15 protein-coding genes, 1 rRNA gene and 1 pseudogene are annotated in these 17,950 nt (G+C 60.5%); 8 read left to right on the forward strand and 9 right to left on the reverse strand.

What is annotated here, in order from left to right; genetic code table 11:
- Nucleotides 1-70: 70 nt before the first annotated feature.
- Nucleotides 71-529, forward strand: coding sequence for a MarR family winged helix-turn-helix transcriptional regulator (locus tag WYS_RS13875; protein WP_187120208.1), 459 nt, complete (start codon nucleotides 71-73; stop codon nucleotides 527-529).
- Nucleotides 530-572: 43 nt separating this feature from the next.
- Nucleotides 573-2,045 (forward strand): MFS transporter, encoded by a 1,473-nt coding sequence (locus WYS_RS01005; protein WP_026068674.1) that lies wholly within the window; start codon nucleotides 573-575, stop codon nucleotides 2,043-2,045.
- Between the two features lie 45 nt (nucleotides 2,046-2,090).
- Here the strand turns inward: WYS_RS01005 and WYS_RS16345 are convergent, their stop codons facing one another.
- Nucleotides 2,091-2,474 (reverse strand): hypothetical protein, encoded by a 384-nt coding sequence (locus tag WYS_RS16345; protein ID WP_201798871.1) that lies wholly within the window; start codon nucleotides 2,472-2,474, stop codon nucleotides 2,091-2,093.
- Between the two features lie 21 nt (nucleotides 2,475-2,495).
- On the reverse strand, nucleotides 2,496-3,152 hold the full coding sequence (locus tag WYS_RS01015; RefSeq protein ID WP_019176299.1) for a DUF1638 domain-containing protein: 657 nt from the start codon (nucleotides 3,150-3,152) through the stop codon (nucleotides 2,496-2,498).
- A gap of 80 nt (nucleotides 3,153-3,232) precedes the next feature.
- Between WYS_RS01015 and WYS_RS01020 the strand changes: the two genes are divergently transcribed.
- Entirely contained in the window at nucleotides 3,233-3,958 is a 726-nt protein-coding gene (locus WYS_RS01020; RefSeq protein WP_147654522.1) for a winged helix-turn-helix domain-containing protein, read from the forward strand.
- A gap of 206 nt (nucleotides 3,959-4,164) precedes the next feature.
- On the opposite strand, the gene rrf is transcribed toward WYS_RS01020, so the two are convergent.
- From rrf to WYS_RS01060, 7 genes and pseudogenes are all read right to left on the reverse strand, one after another.
- Nucleotides 4,165-4,285, reverse strand: a 5S ribosomal RNA gene (gene rrf / locus WYS_RS01025).
- Nucleotides 4,286-4,337: 52 nt separating this feature from the next.
- Entirely contained in the window at nucleotides 4,338-6,524 is a 2,187-nt protein-coding gene (locus tag WYS_RS01030) for a CDC48 family AAA ATPase (RefSeq protein WP_019176301.1), read from the reverse strand.
- Between the two features lie 187 nt (nucleotides 6,525-6,711).
- On the reverse strand, nucleotides 6,712-7,302 hold the full coding sequence (locus tag WYS_RS01035) for an NADPH-dependent F420 reductase (protein WP_019176302.1): 591 nt from the start codon (nucleotides 7,300-7,302) through the stop codon (nucleotides 6,712-6,714).
- 65 nt (nucleotides 7,303-7,367) lie between these two features.
- A complete protein-coding gene (locus tag WYS_RS01040) occupies nucleotides 7,368-8,291 on the reverse strand; it encodes a zinc-ribbon domain-containing protein (RefSeq protein ID WP_019176303.1) in 924 nt (307 codons plus the stop codon).
- Between the two features lie 160 nt (nucleotides 8,292-8,451).
- A complete protein-coding gene (locus tag WYS_RS01045; protein WP_201798872.1) occupies nucleotides 8,452-9,714 on the reverse strand; it encodes an ammonium transporter in 1,263 nt (420 codons plus the stop codon).
- A 93-nt stretch (nucleotides 9,715-9,807) separates the two neighbouring features.
- Nucleotides 9,808-11,187 (reverse strand): annotated as a pseudogene (locus tag WYS_RS15525) (monomethylamine:corrinoid methyltransferase).
- Nucleotides 11,188-11,191: 4 nt separating this feature from the next.
- Nucleotides 11,192-11,833, reverse strand: a complete 642-nt coding sequence (locus tag WYS_RS01060) for a cobalamin B12-binding domain-containing protein (protein WP_026068678.1) — start codon at nucleotides 11,831-11,833, stop codon at nucleotides 11,192-11,194.
- A 505-nt stretch (nucleotides 11,834-12,338) separates the two neighbouring features.
- Here WYS_RS01060 and pylSc point away from each other — a divergent pair.
- From pylSc to WYS_RS01090, 5 genes are read left to right on the forward strand one after another with little or no spacing between them, the layout of a single operon-like run.
- Nucleotides 12,339-13,166: a pyrrolysine--tRNA(Pyl) ligase large subunit gene (gene pylSc / locus WYS_RS01070; protein ID WP_019176308.1), complete on the forward strand. Its 828-nt coding sequence runs from the start codon at nucleotides 12,339-12,341 to the stop codon at nucleotides 13,164-13,166.
- The gene (gene pylB / locus WYS_RS01075) at nucleotides 13,159-14,256 is read left to right on the forward strand and encodes a methylornithine synthase PylB (RefSeq protein ID WP_019176309.1); all 1,098 of its coding nucleotides are present in this window, start codon (nucleotides 13,159-13,161) and stop codon (nucleotides 14,254-14,256) included. The genes pylSc and pylB overlap by 8 nt, the downstream gene beginning before the upstream one ends.
- A 4-nt stretch (nucleotides 14,257-14,260) precedes the next feature.
- On the forward strand, nucleotides 14,261-15,430 hold the full coding sequence (gene pylC, locus WYS_RS13880) for a 3-methylornithine--L-lysine ligase PylC (protein WP_019176310.1): 1,170 nt from the start codon (nucleotides 14,261-14,263) through the stop codon (nucleotides 15,428-15,430).
- Entirely contained in the window at nucleotides 15,427-16,284 is an 858-nt protein-coding gene (pylD, locus tag WYS_RS13885) for a 3-methylornithyl-N6-L-lysine dehydrogenase PylD (RefSeq protein ID WP_081579756.1), read from the forward strand. The genes pylC and pylD overlap by 4 nt, the downstream gene beginning before the upstream one ends.
- Nucleotides 16,284-17,945 carry a methylamine methyltransferase corrinoid protein reductive activase gene (locus WYS_RS01090; RefSeq protein WP_019176312.1) on the forward strand — a complete coding sequence of 554 codons (1,662 nt, stop codon included), beginning with the start codon at nucleotides 16,284-16,286 and terminating at the stop codon, nucleotides 17,943-17,945. Before pylD ends, WYS_RS01090 begins: the two co-directional genes overlap by 1 nt.
- Nucleotides 17,946-17,950: the final 5 nt, after the last annotated feature.

The raw sequence follows: 17,950 nt of genomic DNA on the forward strand, positions 1-17,950 counted from the left end.
GCATGTACCCTGAGAAAGTACCACGGTCGTACTATCTGCTCGTAGTACGACATGCAATGGCCGTGACATGATGGACGAGACAACGAGGGACGGGCGCATTGACAGCATCGCGGAGGCGATGATAATGGCCACGCCGCTGTTCAAGAAGAGGATGGCCAAGCTTTGGGTCTGTCCGAGCGGCTCCTCGACCTACGTGTCCACGATCTGGGTCCTCCTGACGCTCAAGAGGAGGGGACCGCTACCGCTGACCGCCGTCGCCCAGGAGCTGGGATATTCCAAGCAGAACCTCACCACCATCGCCGACCGCCTGCAAAAGGCGGGGCTGGTGGAGAGGAGGCCCAACGATGCGGACAGGCGCGTGGTCAACGCGGCCATCACCGAAGCGGGGGTACAGTTCCTCAGGGAGAGCAAGAAGAGGGCCATGAGCGCCTTCAAGGAGGACATCTCCCGCCTCGACGAGGGGGACATCGACGACCTCTATCGGTCGTTCGAAACGGTAAAACGCATACTTTCGAAACTGGACGGATGAGCTGTCCACGCACGGTCGATACGATCACAGTCTGGTGAACAATATGGTCAATAAGTTAAAAGGGATGGGCTACGGGGGAGTAGTGCTCTCGGTCACCACCATCGGGGTGCTGATATCGTCCATCCAGGGCTCCGCCCTTCTGATTATCCTTCCGGAAATGATGCAAGCGCTGAACATGGACCTGCTGACCATCATGTGGGTCCTGATGGTATACCTCCTCATCCTCACCGCGATGGTGCCGGTGTTCGGCCGCCTGGCTGATATGTTCGGTCGAAAGAGATTATATGTCCTGGGGTTCGCGGTGTTCACCATCGGCTCGCTGCTGTGCGGCCTCTCCCAGCCGCAGTTCAGAGGTGTGGACCTCATAATCTACAGGATCGTACAGGCCATGGGCGGCGCCCTGCTCACCGCCAACGGTCCCGCGATGATCGCCGATGCCTTTGATGCCCGTCACCTCGGCTTCGGCCTCGGGGTCAATATGGTCGCCGGAGGCGCCGGCCTGGTGCTCGGCCCCCTGGTGGGCGGCGCCCTGGCCCCGTTCGGCTGGGAATGGATCTTCCTGATCAACGTCCCCATCGGAATAGTCGGCACGCTGTGGGCCCTGCACCGCCTCCGGGAACCGGTGCTCCTGCCCAAGGGGCAGAGCTTCGACTGGCTCGGCAGCGGGGTGTTCCTCGCCGGCCTGGTGGCGATCCTGCTGGGGCTGTCGTTCGTGGCCTTCCCTGCGGTGGACCAGGCGATGATCATCGCCCTGTTCGTCTTCGGGGCGCTGGGAATGGTGGCGTTCATCGCCGTGGAGAGGAAGGCCAAGTACCCCATGATGGACCTCAATCTGTTCAAGAACCGGGAGTTCGCCATGGGCAACGCCACCATGTTCCTTAACAGCCTGGCCAGGGGGGCGGTGCTGTTCCTCCTGATCTTCTTCCTGCAGGGGCCGTACGAACAGGACCCCCTGACCGCGGGCATCAGCCTGATCCCGTTCGGCATAACCTTCGTGGTGATGGGGCCGATATCCGGAAGGCTTTCCGACCGCTACGGGCCGCGCCCGTTCATCATCGCCGGCCTTGCGCTGTCGGCCCTCGCCCTCCTGGGGTTCGCCACCATCGACCACAACACCCCGTTCTGGCTCCTGGCCACGTACATGGCCATGATGGGCATCGGGGGCGGCCTGTTCGCCTCGCCCAACAGCAGCTCGGTCATGAACACGGTTAGGCCGGAGAAGAGGGGCATCGCCGCCGGCACCAGGTCCATGCTGATGAACATCGGATCGATGTTCAGCCTGGCCCTGGCGTTCCCGCTGGTGATGACCGACCTTCCCATGGACGACCTGATGAACCTGTTCCTGTACGGCGGCGGCATAAGCCCTGGTGCCCTGGCCATATTCGAGAGCGGGCTGCACATGGCGTTCCTGCTGTTCATGGCGACCTCCGTTCTGGCGGTGGCCATGGCGCTGGTCAAGGCCAAGCCGAGGCAGATGAAGTTCCGAGAGAACGGCGGGGAGCCCTCGGTCGAATAAGCGCCTCAGGCAGGCGGGGCCGGGCCCCGCCTAAAACTTATTTTTTTAGTATGAGCACAATTCCTTCTCTATTAATGCCGAAGCGATTTGAAATGCTTCAATCCTGCGGATAGCAAGAGTATGCTGAGAAGTGCCCTCTCTAAACTTGGGTCTCACTTTCTCGATCTTTTGAATGAACAATGGTAAGGCCTGTAGAGCTTTCTCCAATTCTTCTTTTGAATGATTGTTTGAATGATCCTCATTTAATGCTTTTGCAATCATTGAGGAAGCTATATAGAATACTTTGAGATTTTGCGAAACCATGGCCATCTGCGAAGCGCGTGGAGGTCGCTTTTGAGATAGTGTTCCACTTATTTTCTCGTTTTTGCGTATTTGTGACAATATTGCTTTTTGTGCTGCTTCCAATTCTGTTGTTGTGAACTCGCTCATGCGATTTCATCCAGTTAATGTTCAAGTTTTATAATAAAATACGAGGTCAGCCCTTCTCCGCGGCGAGTTCCTTGGTCTTATCCAGCCCGCTCTGGAGCAGGGACAGGGTCTCCCATTCCTGCTTTCGTACAGGAGGTTCAGCTGCTCGGCGAACTCCTTGGCCTTGGCCACGGCCGCGTCCACGTCCCCCAGGCCGTCGTCGACGAACAGCACGCGGGCGTAGCCGTCGAACAGCTTATCCATGTACCAGTCGATATCGATGCCCAGCTCCTCGTAGTTCGGCAGCTTCTCCCTCAGGTCCCTTAGGAACCAGTCCCGGTTCATGTTGGCGAAATAAGGGGTGCAATACCAGGTGCCGGCGCAGCACCTCCTCTCCCTGTCGTACTCTTCCGGGGTGATGAGCACGCCTATGCAATCGTCCGCCTGGAGGCGCACCGTGGGCACCTTCATCTGCGAGGTGACGTCCTTGAGGGAGTTGCAGACGCCATAGCCCAGCAGCACGGCGTCGACCTTGCCCTCCAGGGAGTTGACCTTGTCGATCACTTCCTTCTTTAGCTCTTCAGGGTACGCGTGCAGCCCGAACTCCAGATATTCCTTGTGAACGATGTCGGGGTCGCCCTTGGTAATGTGGTCCAGGCCCCTCTCGAAGGTCTCGCAGGCGATTATGCCGATCCTCATCTCAAACACCCTTGTCGCGCCCTCTTAGGCCGATGAAAATATTAATGTATTATTACGTAATATTTTCCTATGACGATGAGATGAGCAACGGCAGCCTCCAGGAGCAATTGGACGTACTGCGGAGCGAGGTCCGGGCCCTCGGCAGCTCCGTGGCGGGCATCAAGCGCGAGGACTTCGCTCGCGCGTACGCCGAGCAGATACGCTCGATATTGCTGGAGAGGATCGACCGAGCCCTGGCCGAGATGGTCGACGCCGGGGGCAGGGAGGAGGCCAGGAGCCGGCTGGTCGAGATGGTGGACCGTTCCGTCGCCTCCTACCAGGTGGGGAGCAAGGAGCAGGCCCTGAGCGTGCTGGACGAGTTCCAGGAGGAGATAGTCAACGGCACAGCACCGTTCAATGACCGGCGGTACTCCAAGCTCGCCCAGGACCTTATCCGGCAGATACGGTCGTACCTAGAGCTGGAGAAGATCGTCAACAAGCCGACCCAGAGCGTCCTCGGCGACCCCCGGGCGCCCACCGCCACCAAGGAGGTGCTGTCGCCGGTGGCGGCGGAGAAGGCGCTCGCCCCCCTGGCCAGCTCTTGGAGGATGAACATCCTCATGCTGCTCTCGATGGACAGCCGGTCCCTCGCCGAGCTCAGCAAGGAGCTGGGAGTGCAGAAGGGGCATTTGCAGTTCCACCTGAGGTCCCTGTCCAACGCGGACTACATCCGCTACGACCGGAGGACGCATCTTTATTCCCTCACCGAGAGAGGCTCGATCGCGCTCGACGGGGTGGCCGAGCTGGTGGGGCGGCTGGAGCGGTGAACCGTTCCTAGAGGTCTGCGGCCCCGCTGCACCCGAAGCACATCGTTTTCATGACCTTCTTCAGGCCATTTAGCAGATAACTGCATCCAGATCAGGCCGGACGACGCGAGCGCATCGTCCCGCTGGGTCGGTCATACTTAAAAGTAGTTTCTGGTGCAACAATAAGATCAGCACAGTAACTAGAGGGCCGAGAAGATATGAAAAGTGGCTGACAGCGTCTCGTGGTTCCCGCGGGCTCGCGCACCGCAGTACAGCACGAAACGCGGGCGGGCTTAACTTCCGGGTTCGAATGGGACCGGGTGTATCCCCGCCGCTGTGGCCGTCACACCGAAATCGAGGATACGTTCCCGGTATTTATGGTTTATCGTCCCCAGCGCCTTCATTCGGCGTTGCAGGCGCCCGCCCATCGGGGAGCGACCCTGACGTTGGCCGCGGACCGGGAGGTGGGGCGGAGCCTGATCACCGCCTCCAGGAAGGCGTTCATGGGGATCTTGGCGTTGTCGATGGCCTCATCGCTCACGTCCTTGCCCTCCTCGACCATGGAGCGTATGGTGCTCATCACGGCCTCGTTGGCGACCGCCGCGAGGTCCGCCCCGGTGTAGCCCTCGGTCTTCCGGGCCAGCTCGTCGAGGTCGACATCGTCGGCCAGGGGCTTCTTGGCGGTGTGGATCCTGAGGATCTGCTTCCTGCCTTCCAGGTCCGGCGCGGGGATGCTCACCAGCCGGTCGAACCGGCCGGGGCGGAGCAGTGCCGGGTCCATTATGTCCGGCCTGTTGGTGGCGGCGATGACGATGACATCGTTCAGCCCTTCCAGCCCATCCATCTCCGTCAGCATCTGGGAGATCACGCGCTCCGTCACGTGATTGTCGCCCTCGCCGCCGCCCCTGGCGGGAGCGATGGAGTCGATCTCGTCCATGAAGATGACGCAGGGGGCGGCCTGGCGGGCCTTGCGGAAAGTCTCCCTCACGCCCTTCTCCGACTCGCCGACCCACTTGTTGAGGAACTCCGGACCCTTGACGGAGATGAAGTTCGCCTCCGACTCGGTGGCCACGGCCTTGGCCAGGAGGGTCTTCCCCGTCCCGGGCGGGCCGTACAGGAGGATGCCCCTGGGCGGGACGGCGTTCATGCGGTCGAAGAGCTTGCCGTATTTGAGCGGCCACTCCACCGCCTCGCGCAGCTCGCGCTTCGCCTCGGACGCTCCGCCGATGTCGTTCCAGCGGACGTTCGGTGTCTCCACCAGGACCTCCCTCATGGAGGAGGGCTGCATCTCCCTCAGAGCGGCCCTGAAGTCGTCAGAGGTGACGGTGATCTTGCTCAGCACGTCCATGGGGATGGACTCCATGTCCAGGTCCAGCTCCGGGAGTATGCGGCGCAGCGACCGCATGGCCGCCTCCTTGACCAGCGCAGAAAGGTCCGCCCCCACGTACCCGTGGGTCAGGTCGGACAGCTTCTCCAGGTCCACATCCTTCTCCAGCGGCATGCCGCGGGTGTGGATCTGCAGGATCTCCAGCCGACCGTTGCGGTCAGGCACTCCGATCTCGATCTCGCGGTCGAACCGGCCGGGCCGGCGGAGGGCGGGGTCCAGCGCGTTCGGCCTGTTGGTCGCGCCTATGACCACCACTTTCCCGCGGGACTCCAGGCCGTCCATTAAGGACAGCATCTGGGCCACCACGCGGCGCTCCGTCTCGCCGGACACCTCCTCGCGCTTCGGGGCGATGGAGTCTATCTCATCTATGAAGATGATGGTGGGAGCGTTCTCCTGGGCCTGCTTGAAGATGTCGCGCAGGTGCTCCTCGCTTTCCCCATGGTACTTGGACATGATCTCCGGTCCGCCGATGGTCATGAAGTTGGCGTTCGTTTCCGATGCCACAGCCTTCGCCAGCAGCGTCTTCCCGGTTCCGGGAGGGCCGTGCAGCAGCACGCCTTTCGGCGCCTCCACCCCCAGCCTCTCGAACAGTTCGGGGTGGCGGAGCGGCAGCTCGATCATCTCGCGCACCTTCTTGACCTCGTCTCCGAGGCCCCCGATGTCCTCATAGGAGATGCGGGGGACGGCGGGCGCCTCGCTGGCGGGCTTGTCGCTCACCGTGAACTGGGTGGCCTTGTTCACCAGCAGCGCGTCGGCCGCGGGCGAGCACTTCGTGACCATGAGATCGATGCGGCCCTCCATGGTGTTCACCTCGACGATATCGCCCTTGACGATGACCCTTCCCTCCAGCATCTGCCGGAGGTACTCCTCGCCGCCCACGATGCGCAGCGGCTTGGTCGGCGCCACGGTGACCTGGGCGGCGTCCTTGGCGTTGATCTTCCGCACCGCGATGCGGTCGTCGATGCCCACTTGGGCGTTCCTGCGGACGGTGCCGTCGATGCGCACCAGTCCCTTGTTGGTATCTTCCGGCAGGCCGGGCCACGCCAGTGCCGCCGTCCTCTTCTTGCCGTCTATCTCCACCACATCGCCGGGGGTTATCCCCAGGACCTCCATAACCGCGGAGTCGATGCGGGCGATGCCGCGCCCGGCGTCCTTGGACCTGGCCTCAGCGACCCTTAGCACCTTGTCAACCTTGTTCATGAATCGAATGCCTCCGAACTCTCGTTCGCCTGCCGAGGCCTACCCATCTAGCGACAGGTAGACAACTAGCAGTTGTTTACTGCCGCATAATACAGCACTTCTATATAAAACTATTTTCAATCTCGGCCCGACCCTCGAATGAACGGGACGGCTCCCCTAGGTCCCCGGGGCCGGATGGCCAGGGATCTCAGGGTCTATTCCCGATCACCAGCCGGTACCCTATGTACGGACCCATGCCCTGGATGAAGGCGAGGCTGATCAGCTGCATGCCCATGGGCTCTAGGTAACGCGCGGAATGGAGCGGCCCCGCATCCACCGGCTCGTACCCCATCTCCCTGGCCAGGTCCATTACCGCCTCCCTGGACCCCTTATCATTGCCGGCCACGAACGCCGTTAGGGAAACGTCGCCCACCATCCCGATGCTCTGGTTCTGCGCGAACACGGTGTTGAAGCACTTTACCACCTTGGCGTTCGGCAGCGCTCTCTGCAGCTCCTCCGCCGCCGAGGTAGTATACCCGATGCCCCACTCCCCGTCCCGGTTCAGGGGGTTGGTGACGTCCACCACGATCTTCCCGTCCGCGGCCGCGCCGACGGAACGGGCGGCGTTCCGCAGCTCCACGAACGGAACGGCCATAATGATCAGCTCTCCCCACTCCGCGGCATCCTTCACCGGCTCCTCGGGGTCCCGATGGCCGAACCTTACCTGGTGCCCGATCCTCTCCAGTCCGGCCGCCAGGGCCGAGCCCACGCGCCCGTTCCCGATAACCCCTATCTTCATCTTCGGACCTCTCGATGGATATATGCTTGGGGAGGCGCGGGGATATAAGGTTCTCCGCTGGCCCCTTACTCGACCTGCGCTACGAAAGCACCGCTGAGGCCCTGGGGGGTCTCTCCGATATCCCAGCCGTACGAGGTGGTCTCGCAATAGTAATATTCCGTCCCCTCGTACGAATAGTGGCTCCCCTTCGCCCCCTCCAGGTCGATGCCCGCTGCGGCATGGCCGTCGAAGAAGAGAGCGACCGCGTCGTACCCCATGGCCTCCATGATGGACGCGAACAGGAAGACCTTGTCCTCGCAGTCCCCCACCTTGTCCTGGAGCGTCTCCACCGGGTAGCGCCAGTATTCATCGCGCAGGGTGCTCTCGCTATCCTCGACGTACGCGATGGTCTGTATGAAGGATAGCACCAGCTCGATGGTCTTCGTCTTGTCCAGGCCAAGGTCGTCCCGGGTCCTCTCGAACGAGGCGGCCACTTCCCGTATCACGCTGTCGTCCGACGTAACGTACTGATCAGCCAGCTGGACCATCTGGGTGAAGCTGCGGGCCTGCCTCGCTATGTTGTCCTCGCGGTACCGCTGGTACTCGTCGGAGGTGATGTTCACCTGCAGGCTGTACGTCCTCCTGTCATGCTCCCAGGTGTACTCCACCGTACCGGTGCCCATCGAGTAGTCCGGCGGCCCCAGGGGGTTCAGGGGATCCAGCACCGGGCCCGCGTTGTTAAGGACCAGCACCAGCACGATGGCCGTCGCGGCGATCGTCATGACCGACACCAGCGGCCCCGCTCTCGACCGGGGGCGGCCGGCCTTCGAGGTCAGGTCGTAGCCGCACCTGGGGCAAAAGCTCGCCCCTCCCGCGATGCCGGTGCCGCACCGGGGGCAGGACGCCCCCTCCGGCGCCGACAGGACCGCTCCGCAGGAGGTGCAATATCGCGACCCCCCCTTCACCTCGCCCCCACACCGGCCGCATTTGACCGAGCTCGGTCCGAACATGCCCGGAACTATTGGAGGAATTCAAAGATATGGTTTGTTATCATAAGAGAGAACACAAAGTGGGCATCATGCAGGGGCCTGCAGCCCATGCCTGGTCAATGCGAAATAAAAGGTTTGGAAGGGGTTTGGAACAGGATTTAGGTGGTAGACGTGGTCATCTTCAATGGGTTGCGCCACTCACCTCCCTGTCGGCCTCTGCTCCCATCTCGTTCAGTGCCGAGGCGCTCGACGGCATCTCGTTCTTTATGAAGTCGAGGTCGTCGTTGAAGAGCAGCTCGTCGGAGATCTTGCCGCGCGTAACTCTGACCACAGCGCCCACGATGGCGCCTGTGACCAGGGTTATCAGCGCGACCGATACTGCCGCGATGGCGTTGGTCGCGCTGCCGACGATCAAGGCCGCGGCCAGCGCTCCGGTCCAGCCGCCCATACCGTGCAGGTTGTGCACGCCCATGACATCCATCGCCCCGATCTTCTTGGTCAGCCAAGGCTGCAGGTAGATGAACGACAGGGCGGACACGACACCGGCGACCAGGCCGATGACGAGAGCGCCCCATTGGTTCACCGACAGCAAGGGGGAACCGATGGCTACCGGGCCCGCGAGCATGGCATAAGTGAAGATGAGCGGGTTCACCTTCTTCTGCACTGCCTGGCAGACGATGTAGGTCGTTATGATCGACCCGATGCCGGCCATATAGCAGGTAATCATGCCCCACGTCACCTGGTCCGCGGGCAGGAGCGAGGTCACGAACGATGGCCAAAGGATGAACAGCAGCATGCTGGCCAACCACACGAAGCTCACGCTGTGCGTGGTCGTGTACTGCGGCTCATTGAACGCTCTTTTATCTCTAATGGCCAACGCGACGCCCAGGCCGAAATATGCCGCGCACATGTGCACGAGTATGGACCCTCCGGGATCGACCACTCCTGAAAGATACTGGAAAAGGAACCATTCGACGAAGGCGTAGATCGGCCCGAAGAGCGCCCCCACCATCAGGTACTGCCACATCTTGATCGTTCCCAGGAACACACCTATCGCGATCACCACCGTGATCGAACAGATGACCCCCCTTATCATGAGGGTCTGGTCCCATGCCTGATCGAAATAGAACTGTTGGGTCGCCATATATGCCAAGAAGCTGCCCGCGGTGACCAGAAGGGTGGCCAGGGCCACCCCCCATTCATACTTGCGTATGAATATCATCAGGAAGGCGACCAGCATGAGCATGAACCAGATGTCCATGTTCTTGGAGTACTTGGTATTCTCATCCTGGATCAGGCTGCTGTCCGAAGTGCTCCCCGGCTCCCCCGACGGGGTCGTCAGCTCCTCTCCCGCGGCCGATACATTCCATGTCGCCACTATCATTATGGCAAGGCATGCTACGACCAATGCGATCATCATCTCCGTTCTTTTTTTCAATCTCATGTTCACTATTCCTCCCTATCTCTCCTCCTTTGTCGTTGATCTTAAAAAAGTGAAAAAAGGGGTTTGTGGAGTCGTGCCAGATCTTCTGCCTGACTACCTTATCGTCAAGCCGAACTCCCCGAGGGTCTTGACCGCGTTATCGTAGACCTTCAGGTACTCGTTGGTCGGCTTGACGGTCAGAACGTCGTAGCATTCGCGGAAGCTCTTGCCCTTGGGCGCCTTGGCATAGTCCTTCTCATAGGAGCTTATAAGGGCCTCCAGGATCTCGTTGACCTTGGAGACCTTCATGCCGGCCGTCGCTATGGCAGCCTCGCCCATGATCCTCGCTTCCATGCCGGTGGTGTAGTCCTGCGCGACACCCTTGGCGGCGGCGGAGCCCGATAGGAGCTCCCTTCCGCTGGCGGTATCCGTGATCGCCTGAGCGGCGGTCTCCAGCAGGCACATCTCCGTGCACGGCCCAGCTACCGGATAGTACTGGTTCGCCAGCAGGAGATCGCTGTTCGCGTCGACCGCGGCGGCAGCGTGGGCGGCGATCTGGAGCGTTTCCCTAGCCGTCGTTATGCCCCACCTGATGTGGATCGGTCCGTCCAGGTGGAAGTTCCCGCTGAACAGGGCGAACGAGGACAGGGTGGTGGCGATATCAGAGATCGTGGTCTCCTCAACTCCACCAGTATATCCGCCGAAGATGGGCATCTGCTCTATCATGATGGTGTCGCCGTCGGCCGTCCATCCTGCGAGCATGTTGAGAGCGGCCATATCTATCTTGAGCTCATTGAGCTGAGAGCACTCGTGGCTATCGCAGATCCTCAGACCGGCTGGGCCATCGCTAGCGAGACGTCCCGCTGCGGACAGCGGGGTCTCCGGGCCCTATATGCCGAGGTTCGGTCTTCCGGCGCGAATGCGCGCCTCCTTCACCGCCCTGAGCTCGGCCATCATCGCCCTGATCTCCCAGGGGGTGTTGGTGGTGGCGGGGTGGCCCTCGATGGTGGCCATGACGCCGTTGACCAAGGTATCCACCGTCGCTTCCTGGGCGTAGGACTGCATCACTTGGATGAAGATGTCCTCCGAGACCGGCGCTCCGGTGGGGCCGCCCTGAATGATAGGCTTTACCGGGGAGTTGCCCTTCCTCGGGTAGAAGCGGGCCATGTCCCTGCCCTCGCCGATATGTAAGAACTTGGGGGTCTTCTTGATCCCTTCCCAGACCTCTTCCTCGGTCACCTTGATGACCCTGCCGAGGTCCTGGTTATAAACTCCGGAGGTGACCAGCATCTCCAGGCCGGCCTGGAACAGGCGGTCCTTGAGGTCCTTGTCCTCAGGGATGATCTCCTTGCCGAACTTGATTTTGTATTTCTCCTTGAGCTTCGCGAGGTTCTGGGGGATGATCTGGTAGTCCCACTCAGCCTCGGTGACCTTCTGCCCCTTCTTTGAGCGCTCGTAGGTCTCGAAGATGTCTATGGGTCTGACTGGTGCCATTTTTTCACCCCTTCATGAGCCCGTTCACCATCTCAACGGCCTGGGCACCAGACGGGCAATACTTGTCCCCGCCGATGCTCGCCACCCACTCTTCCGATGCAGGTGCGCCACCGAAAATGGTCTTGATATTCACGCTCCCCTCCTTCACGAGGTCGACGATCTCCTTCTGGACGACCATGGTGGTGGTCATCAAGGCCGAGGCCCCCACGACCTTGGCCTTGTTCTCATCCGCCGCCTCTATGAACTTCTCCGCCGGCACGTCCCTCCCCAGATCGACGACCTTGTAGCCCGCGCCGCGGAGCATCGCCGCGACCACGTTCTTGCCGATCTCGTGGATGTCACCGTGCACAGTGCCCAGTACCACGGTCCCCTTGGCCGAGGCTACGCCGCCGGACATGGCCGGCCCCAGCACCTTCAACGCAGCTTCCATAGCGGTGGACGCCGCCAGCACCTGGGGCAGGTAGATCTTGGCCTCGTCGAACAGTGCGCTGATGGTCTCCATTCCCTTCCCGAGACCATTCTCAACAGCATCGCCGGGCTTTATTCCTGCGTCCAAGGCCTCCTTTGCGGCCGTCTCGGCAAGCTTTACGTCCCAAGTCTCAATGGACTTTTTTAGACGTCCTAATATTTCATCATTTTTGCTCATTTTATCTTCCTCCCTTGCGTTTTTATGCATGGTATAAAAAGTTTGAGTGTTTATTGTATAACATGTATATTAAACAGTAGTATTGAACAGTAAATGTTAAATACTGAACTTAAGGACTTTATAACTAAAAAAAGTAAAATTTATATATGCATCAGATTACTGGCCTGATTTTGATAGTAATTATTATATATGGACTATGTTTTTCTCATTGTTCGTAGGGAATGACGATGAGGGCGCTGATGAAACGCGGTCCGTTCATTGCTAGTTCTTCGTTGGCAACCCTGCCTATGCGCTCGATCTCGAGCACTCGTCATCAGGGGATCGCGCGCTGCCAAATCCGTAAAGATCGTTCTCCTCCGACAACATCATTCGAGGCCCGCAAAGGCTTACGTTTAACGATGGAGGGTTGGTCAGGGACCGCCAGGCCTCTACAGCCACGGCAGCCGGGTTCGACTCCCGGGCCCTTCGCTCACAACATTATGAATCCGAGGATGGGGGATGGCAATTGATCTTCGACATGACCCCGTCCCAGAAGCAGAGGCTTAGAGAGCTGGGGAGGGTCCCCGATGAAGGGGCCGCGTTCAGTACGGCAGAGGACAGGGATGCGGCTTTCATCAAGGAGGTCGCCTATTATCAATCATATAACCGTAACGTGGTCAGGGACGCACTGGATGCGCCGAAGCGCCATCCCCTTTCTCATATGGAAGAGGTCCTGGCCCAAGCCCTCGTCGACGAGGGCTTCTTGGATGTCAAGACCCCCACGATAATATCTGGGGATTCCATTCGAAAGATGGGCATCTCCTGCGCCCACCCCCTGAACAAGCAGATATTCTGGGTCGACGGGACAAGATGTCTACGGCCGATGCTGGCCCCGAACCTGTACTTCCTCATGAGGCACCTGAAGCGCAACGCTCAGTTGCCGCTTCGTCTGTTCGAGATAGGTCCTTGCTACCGGATAGAGACTCACGGTTCGGACCACCTCGAGGAGTTCACGATGCTCAACTTGGTAGAGCTGGCCCCCCAGGGCGATCCATTGGCCCAGCTGCACCATCACATAGCGACGGTGATGGGGGCGGTCGGTCTCGACTACCAGCTTTGCGAGTGCGACTCCGAGGTCTATTCCCGAACGATAGATGTCGAGGTGGACGGGTCCGAGGTCGCCTCGGCCGCTCTGGGCCCTCATGCGTTGGACCGCGCCCATGGGATCGAGGACCCCTGGGTCGGAGTGGGCTTTGGCCTGGAGCGCCTGTTGATGTCAAAGAGCGCCGAGAGCAACATCAGGAAGGTCGGGCGCAGCCTCATTTACTTACAGGGGGCAAGGATCGATGTATGACAGCGAGGCCATGACCGGATCGTCAGAGGTGGAAGGGGTACTGCAGGAGGCCGTGGAAGGGAAGCGATTGGACCTGGAGGAAACGATATCGCTGCTCTCCGTAAGGGATCCCTCGACATTGGAGGATCTATTCTGTGCCGCCAGGGAGGTCAAGGAGAAGAACTTCGGCAGCTCGGTGTTCTGCTATGGTTTCGTTTACTTCTCCACCCACTGCCGCAATGACTGCTCTTTCTGCTATTACAAGCGATCCAACACGGACATCGCAAGATACAGGAAGACGGATGAGGAAATCGTCGCTCTTTCCTCGGACCTGGAGGATTCCGGGGTCCATCTGGTCGACCTTACCATGGGCGAAGACCCTGTAATCCACAGGGAGAACGGCTATCATCGGCTTGTCGAGGTCGTTCAGAAGGTCAACGATTCCGTAGATGTGCCCTTGATGGTATCCCCCGGGGTAATGCCGCAAGGTTCCTTCCGGGACCTGGAACAAGCGGGTGCGGACTGGTTCGCCTGCTATCAGGAGACCCATAATCGCGGGCTGTTCAGAAGGCTGAGGCCCCACCAGGACTATGATGAAAGGTTCTCTCAGAAAAAATGGGCGATGGGCTCAGGCATGCTGGCCGAAGAAGGCATCATGATCGGCGTGGGCGAGAGCATCGAGGACAGGGCATGGTCCATCCAGACCATGAGGGACCTGGGTGTACACCAGGTGAGGGCAATGACCTACATCCCCCAGCAGTGCGGCCGGACATATGGCTCGACCTCGACGATGCTGGATGAGCTGGTCACCCTGGCGGTGATGCGCCTGGTGCACCCGGATAGGCTGATACCTGCCAGTTTGGACATCGAAGGCCTGAACGGGCTGAGGCCGAGGCTTGAGGCGGGGGCCAACGTCATTACCTCGATAATACCTCCGAACAAAGGCCTGGCGGGAGTGGCGCAGCACGAGCTGGACATTGAGTGCGGAGGTCGCACTGTCGATCAGGCCAGTGAGGTGCTGGATGATCTGGGCGTTCGAATGGCCCCTTCCTGCGCATACAAGGACCTCATCGAGGACTGGAAGAGATCGATCGCGGTCGGAGGGGGGTAGGAAGTTGAGGCTTGGGATCGTTGGAGGTGCCCTCCAGGGAATAGAAGCGGCCTATCTGGCGAAGAAAGCGGGCTACGATACTATTGTCATCGACCGTCGGAAGACCGCTCCCGCGCTGTCTCTGGCTGACGAAGCGGTGGTGCTTGATGTGGAAAAACATGAGCCCATGGCAAAGAAGGTCCTTTCCCAGTGCGATGCGGTCATTCCGGCAAATGAGAACCTGTCCACCTTGGTAGCGCTCGACAAAATGTTCCGCGAGATTAGTATTCCTTTCATATTCGACCTGAGCGCGTACAAGCTGTCCTCATCGAAGGCGCTCTCGAACCGATACCTCGAAGGGCTGAACGTGCCAACTCCGGCCCGCTGGCCTTATTGCGGGCTCCCGGTGATCGTAAAACCCTCCGGCCAAAGCGGAAGCGTGGGGGTTGCGATGGCCACCAACGAGGCGGAGGTCGAACGGGGGGAGCGGAGGGTCCGCGAGCTCGGCGACGAAGCGATCATACAGGAGTTCGTGGAGGGCACGAGCATCTCCATCGAGGTGATCGGGGACGGCGAAAAGGCCGTCCCGCTGACCCTGACCGAAGTGGTGACCGACGATACCTACGATTGCAGGATGGTGCGCTGCCCGGTCGACGGGCTGGACAGGGGTGTCGCCGAGAGCTTCAGCCGCTGCGCGAGAAAGATCGCCGAGGGGCTGCGCCTGCGCGGGATAATGGACGTCGAGGCCATCGTTCATAATGACATCCCCAAGGTCCTGGAGATCGATGCCCGCATCCCCAGTCAAACCCCCATCGCGGTATATCACGCGACCGGGCTGAACATGGTCGAGCTGCTGGTCAAAGCGGTGGCCTGCGGAGAGCTGGATGAGAACCCTCCTGTCCGCAATGGCGCCTCGATCTACGAGCATATCGCCGTTGATGATGGTTCCGTGAGATCGTGCGGAGAGGGGATATTCTCGGAGGTCCGGCAGCCCCGGATCCAAGCGGGCCTGTTCGGCTCGGACGAAATGATAACGGACTTCTCCCCCGACAAGAAGAGCTGGAGGGCAACGATCATATGCGCCGGCCCGACCGCGCAGAGCGCGTGGTCCAAGCGGGTGGATTGCATCGGGAGCATCATGCGGCAGAACGACCTGGCCGGATGCGATGAGCTTCACGCGGGGGTGGCATTTTGACCCGACTGACCCCGGACATGATCAGCAACGTCCCCCGCTCCCTCGTTAAACGAGACGCCGATCTCGTGAGCGACCTCGACATGACGCTCAAGGACCTGGCATATCGCTCGGTCGGCATCGGCCCCCATGACCTCGTCATGGAGGGGTTCGTGGCCGCTTCTGTCCCGGTCTCCTCCGGGAAGGGCATAACCGGAGGTTTCTCGGAATCGGTCTGCTCGATCCTGGAGCATCTCGGCATGTCCGCGTTCACCACCCGCCGGCCCGATGTCGCCGGGCTCAGCGACGCCGTGGCGGCCAAGGCGGACATAATATTCATGGCCGACGACGAGGAGTTCGTGGCCTTGAACCGGCACGCCGGCAAGGCCGTGAACAATACGAGGTCCACCGCCCTGGGCTACGTCACGGCCCTCAAGAAGGCGGTGGGAGGGCTGAACGGGAAGGACGTCCTGCTGATCGGCGCGGGACGAGTGGGGTCCTGCGCGGCGGAGCTGCTCGTCCGGGAGAACGCGCGGGTGACCGTGTTCGACATCGATAGGGAGCGAGCTAAGGCCCTCCAGAATAAGTTCGATGGATTGAGGGCATGCTCGGACCTCAGGGAAGCGATGCTCGGGAGCATGATGATATTCAATGCCTCCCCCGCCACGATCCCCGGGGAATGGGTCCGCGAAGGAGCGGTGATATCCTCACCGGGCATGCCCTTTTCCTTTGACGAGGCGGGGATCGATAAGGCTAGGACGATCATTCATGATCCCCTGCAGCTCGGCGTGTCGGTCATGGCCGTCTGGAGTGCCAGTCTCACCATGCTCAGGGCACCGATATCGTTGAGCAACGCGGTCGGCCTGGAGGTCTACTGATGGGCGACATAGTTATCGCGCTGGACCTCGGCACCAGCGGCTTTAGGGCCCAGGCCGTCGATCTCGATGGCCGCAAGACCCTCTCTACCGCGGTGACCACCCGCCATCCCATCCCCGGTTCTAACGTCATCGATCACGTCAACTTCGCCATCGATGTGGGGATGGAGCGAAGCAACAGGCTCATCATGGATACGCTGAACCGCCTTCTCCCCATGCTCCGCGTCGATCTGGAAAAGGTCACCAGGATCGCGGTGTGCGGGAACCCCTTTCAACTTTCGCTCTTTCAGAACATCGAGATACGCGATCTCGCTTACGCTGGAAAAAAGATGTTGGAATCGCTCAACGTGGTACCGCCAAAGCGGGACGGCGATATCGTTCCCGCGAACGGCCTGGGCCTCCGGGGGATGCCGCGGGCGTCCGTGATAGTTCCCCCCGCGGTAGGCCACGAGATAGGGGCCGATGCGCTGGCCATGCTGCTGGTCACAGGCGCGATGGAGCAGAGCGAGCCTTGCCTGGTCGTAGACTACGGGACCAATGCGGAAATGGCCCTGATCAAGGACGGAAAGGTATATTCCGGTTCGGCCGCGGCAGGGCCCGCGCTGGAGGGCCAGCAGATAGAGATGGGCATGCTGGCGGCCCCCTACGCGATATCTGAGGTCAACATGCGCGGCCAGTGCTGGGACTGCTGGGTGCTGGACGAGCGCTTCGACCCCCTGGAGGGGGACGCGGTCGACCCCAGAACGGGCGAGGTCAAGAGGATGGGAAAGATGCACGCCCGGGCCAAAGGCATCACCGGGACCGGGGTGGTGGCCGCACTGGATTGTGGGATCAGGAGCGGCCTGGTGGAAATGCTGAAGGTGCGCACTCCCGATGAGCGGCTGCATCTCCAGGACGGGATCTATGTCACGGGGGATGACATCATGGAGGCGGGGAAGGCCATCGGCGCCATACGCGCAGGCTACCTCACCCTGATGAGGGCGGCCGGGCTATGGGTGGATGACGTGCCCCTGTCCCTCATGTCAGGGGCGTCGGGACTGTACGTGGACGCGATCAAGGCCCAGAGAGTGGGCATGGTCTCCCCGGGGTCCCGCAAGATAGTCCAATACGGCAACACATCCCTTGTGCTGGCCAAAGAGCTTGCCATTGGAAAGATGGAGCTGGACGACCTGAGGGAACTGGCGCGCAACCTCCGGGCCACTCATTGCATGTTCGCTACTTCAGAGGTGTTCAAGAACATCTACTCGATCGAGCTCTCGCTGTGGCTGTACGGCATGCCGAGGCATGCTTACAACGATATGCTGGACATTTATGGGCTCCCTCACCTGCGCCTTGAGCCCATCGACGCGATCGTAGAGCGAAAGATGAGCCGGGACATCTCTGACGTGGGGAGCGAAGGGCTCGCCATACTCCAGGACCCCGGGACCGTTCTGGTCGGGGAGCTAGAAGGGTGCATAATGTGCGGCAAATGCTCGGACTCCTGTCCAGAGGACGCACTGACGATCAGGGAAGGCGACCCCTTTCCAACAGCAACGATCCGTTCCGACCTATGTGCGGGAACGGCGTGCAAGCGGTGCGAGCTGTCCTGTCCCGAACATGCCATCCTAATAAAAGACCTGGAATTAAAGGAGAACGGACGGCGCGGGGAGGTGCCACTGGTATGAGGCGC

This window comes from Methanomassiliicoccus luminyensis B10 (genome assembly GCF_000308215.1).
In the GTDB taxonomy this organism is placed as follows: domain Archaea; phylum Thermoplasmatota; class Thermoplasmata; order Methanomassiliicoccales; family Methanomassiliicoccaceae; genus Methanomassiliicoccus; species Methanomassiliicoccus luminyensis.